This is a genomic window from Leisingera sp. SA215, assembly GCF_055902035.1.
On sequence record NZ_JBVVXU010000072.1, the window covers coordinates 1 to 3857 of the forward strand.

Annotated in this window: 2 protein-coding genes; one reads left to right on the plus strand and one right to left on the minus strand. The window is 52.4% G+C overall.

Going from position 1 to position 3857, the window contains the following annotated elements; translation table 11 throughout:
* Window positions 1–369: 369 nt before the first annotated feature.
* The gene (locus AC0KW6_RS22920) at window positions 370–2301 is read right to left on the minus strand and encodes a DUF262 domain-containing protein (protein ID WP_474036222.1); all 1932 of its coding nucleotides are present in this window, start codon (window positions 2299–2301) and stop codon (window positions 370–372) included.
* 690 nt (window positions 2302–2991) lie between these two features.
* On the opposite strand from AC0KW6_RS22920, the gene AC0KW6_RS22925 reads away from it, so the two are divergent.
* Window positions 2992–3857: transposase (locus AC0KW6_RS22925; RefSeq protein ID WP_474036219.1), on the plus strand; the 866-nt coding region annotated here is incomplete at its 3' end.

The following is a 3857-nucleotide window of genomic DNA, read 5'->3' on the forward strand; positions in this document are numbered from 1 at the left end:
TATAAAGCCGACCAACAGCTGCGGCTTTAAACTCGTCTGTGAACGTCCGCCTCGAGTGTCCCATTCCATGTTCCTTTCTTGGACAGGGGTACTTTACCCCGGTGTCCGGGAACAGGAACGAAGTTCAGACACGGTGCTCGCCCACGTTCGGCACCCCGTCTCCCAGACGCTCCGGGCGGGGAGCTGTCGTCCGCTGCGCCGTGGGCGAACAGCAGCGAAGCGCATTGAGCTGCTAACCGAGCCATCGATCTTACTCGTTTTGAGGCTGCCCAGCTCGACGTGCTGTTCATGCCGTCCGGTCCCGGCTCAATGAGGCCACTCATTGAGCCGGGACCGGGTCATCTGAATTTTGCTCTTCTGATTCTCAACTCAGCCGGCTTGGTCTGACGATGGAGCCGGCATCACAGGCACTGGGCAAATCGTTTCGAGGTGACCAGCACTCCAAATCCTGTCGGCCAAAATCGCATAAAGCTTTTCTCTCTCGGCGCGGGATTCTTCTGAGAAGGAGTCGATCGCAGACAGGGGTACGCCGGTAGCAGATATGTGAGCGGCAACATTCGGGTGGTTCTCGTAAAATTCCTGAGACAGAGAAGACGCCAGTATGCTCTCGGTCGCGTAGGCTGATAGTTTATCCGGAAAACCCTTGTCTTGCAGTGATCTATTGCGTCCGCGCGGCAGAAGAATAAGCGCACCAATCTTATCCCTCCAGCTGTTCGTTATCGCGTCAGTTTCAATCGGAGACCCGTCATCCTTAACTCCTATTTTCACGCCGCTCCTTGAGCTGACAATGTGCTCAATGTCAAATGTCTTGGCGCCCTTAATCCTATTAATGTAGTCTGGAAATCCAACCTTATTGGTGAGCTCGAGGCTATCTTCGAGGTGAGCAGCAAGTCGGGACAGGAGGTGCAACAGGTCCTGACGCTTCGCGGTTTTGTAAGATACATTTGCAATATTAGCGATTGCACCACTTATGGCGAGCATTTTTGGCTCTATGTATTGACGAATCTCCTCCGCGTTTTTTCCCCTTAGGTCCTTGGCGATATCGAAGAATATTGTCCGCGTGTTGTCGTAGTTGTTATCCTTACCCTCGATCACTCTAGATGTAAGCATTGCGTCAATGTAGAAGCTCGCCAGCTTTATCTTCCTGTCAATGGCTGAGCTTGTATCATTCGGATCAAGTGCTGCCAGTATTACCATATACTGAAGTGCAACACCCTTGGCCCCGTTGTAAAACACATGCTCAAAATCCGAAGAAAAGTTTTCTTCAAAGCCTTTTATTCTCTTATACTGGTTTGCGTAGAAGGGAATGTTTTTGCTGACGAGATTGTAGAAATCATCAGAGTTCGTAAGGCCGATGTCCGCTGCTTTACTGACAAACCACCTGTGGTATGCATCCCCAAGTATCTCAAAGTCTGCAGGTGCATCGCCGCGTGCTTTTCCTCTGGTCGACACAGCGTACTGGGCTCGCAACCATGTCTTGAAGAACGCACTTTCCTCGTCTCGTCCTAAATCCCGCAAGGATCTAATGCACTCTGACCACTTTTGATTGGCTTCACTATTGGATGCACTATCATTGATATTGGAAAGCAAGAACCCCTTGAGTAGATCGAGGGGCGAGAGGCGCAAGCCTCTGTCATTCATAGTTACGAACACTCTGTGCCCATCTTGCTCGCTTGGCACTCCAATCTCAAATAGGTAAACCCTCTCGATTATGTAGTCTATAAATCTAGGAAACACGTCCCCCTTTATATCTGCCGATATTAATTCGTCAATTTCGGAAAACCGTCGATACATGTCGCGAGCACCTTCGGAAAGCCCATCAATGCTGTCAACGGCATCGTCTAGACCTTCGCCTGATAGATCATGTCTATCCAGGAGTGTATTCATCAAATTCGCTCTGTCTTCGTCCAGGTCAAGGTTGAGTTTGTTGGAGCCGTAGGCGTTTCTGCGAATGAGCGGCTCGGCGTTCGTTACCGATGCTCCGGGGTTATTCTTGGCGTATCGATGTATGTATGCGAGGATTAGTGTCAGTGTAGTCAGCCGTTGCTGCCCGTCAATAATAGCTCTTGCGCCATCGACACCGGAGGTCGTGATTATCGTTCCCAAGAAGTATGGCGAGTATTCTGCCACTTTCGGGCGCCCATGAGAGGGGTCGTAATTTGAAGCGAATTCATCTTGAATGTCGTTTAGAAGCTCTCTTAAATGATTTGACTGCCATCTATATTCCCGTTGGTAGGTCGGAAGTTCGAATTTTTGCTGAAGGCAGGTATTTATATTTTTTCTATCAAATGTGATTTCCATAACTTCTCTTCTCTTGCTTGGTGGAACGTTGGCATGGATCTTCGAGATAAATTGCACGCTTTGACTGGAAGGTCAAAGTATCGGGCAGGTGAATTCCGTAAACCTTCTCAAAGTGTTGCCGTCCGTGTTACATGTGCAGCTACTACACTCGTAGGCATCCGGCCCCGAACCGAAGAATATCTGAGTTCATTGCAGTGTCGTGCAGAGATCGAGGCTACTCCATCAAGACTTGGTTCTTGGTCGAGACCGTTTGTGTGGCGAGAGGCTCAAGGCCGTTTTCATCGTGCAATTGCGCGATTGCTTGGTGTGCCGCAGCAGCGGGCTCGAATGGTGACTTAGGTTGAGATCGTTCAGCCCTATACAGCGTCATGCACCAAGGCCCTTTTCGAGGCTGGACCGGTCGTTCGCTGCTCCTGGTGCGGGTGGCAGTTCTGGGCCGGGTTTGCCTTCGAGGGCGGTCCTTTCCGTGCCGGTTTGCAAAGTCGGCTTTCTGCGCAGCGCGACCGCCCCAGGTCGCTCTTGCTGCGCCTGCAGCGAAAGTCTGCAAGGTCCCGCACTGTGTGAATTCACCGGGTTCAGAAGCTCGCTGTCGCAGCGAACGGCAGAAACGGCGGATTCTGTTGAAAAACTCTTCCTTGATTGCAGGGGGCATCGCTGATTCAATTCCGTTATTGAGCGGGAGGTTTGGCGATGATGGGACCGAAGCAGGAGGCGCAGGCGGCGCTGTTCTACGAGTTCTCGCTGGAGAACCATGTCCCGCAAGATCATCTGCTACGGTCGATTGACCGGTTTGTTGATCTGGGCAGCATCCGGGCTCATCTTGCGGATTTCTACAGCCATACGGGTCGCCCATCCATCGACCCTGAGCTGCTTATCCGAATGCTGTTGGTGGGATATTGTTTTGGCATCCGCTCTGAGCGCCGACTGTGCGAGGAGGTCCATCTGAATCTCGCCTATCGGTGGTTTTGCCGCCTCGACCTGAATGATCGCATCCCGGATCACTCCACCTTTTCGAAGAACCGCCATGGTCGCTTCCGAGAGAGCGATCTGCTGCGCCATGTCTTCGAGACAACCGTGGCACGCTGCATGGAGGAAGGGCATGTTGGCGGTCAGGGCTTCGCCGTCGATGCCAGCCTGATCAGCGCTGACGTACAGAAACAGAACTCCAGCAATCCCGATGATTGGGCGGCTCGCGATGTTGATCCCCATGATGCACCGCGCGCAGTGCGTGAGTATCTCGACACCTTGGATGACGAGGCTTTTGGCGCTGCCACGACGGCTAAGCCCAAATTCACCGCCCATGCCGATCCAGCCAGTCAATGGACGGCCGCACGCAAGGGCCCAGCTTTCTTTGCTTACTCAGACAATTACCTGATCGATACCGATCACGGTATCATCGTGGATGTGGATGCCAGCCGATCAAACAAGACTGCCGAGGTTGGGGCTATGCGCAAGATGATCGACCGGACCGAGGAACGGTTTGGTCTGAGGCCAGATTGGATCGCCGCAGATACTGCTTACGGCTCCTCGGATAATCTCGTCTGGCTTACGCTCAG

Excerpts from the sequence above, each read along its gene's own strand:
- AC0KW6_RS22920 (WP_474036222.1), bottom strand. The coding sequence starts at position 2,301 with ATGGAAATCACATTTGATAGAAAAAATATAAATACCTGCCTTCAGCAA.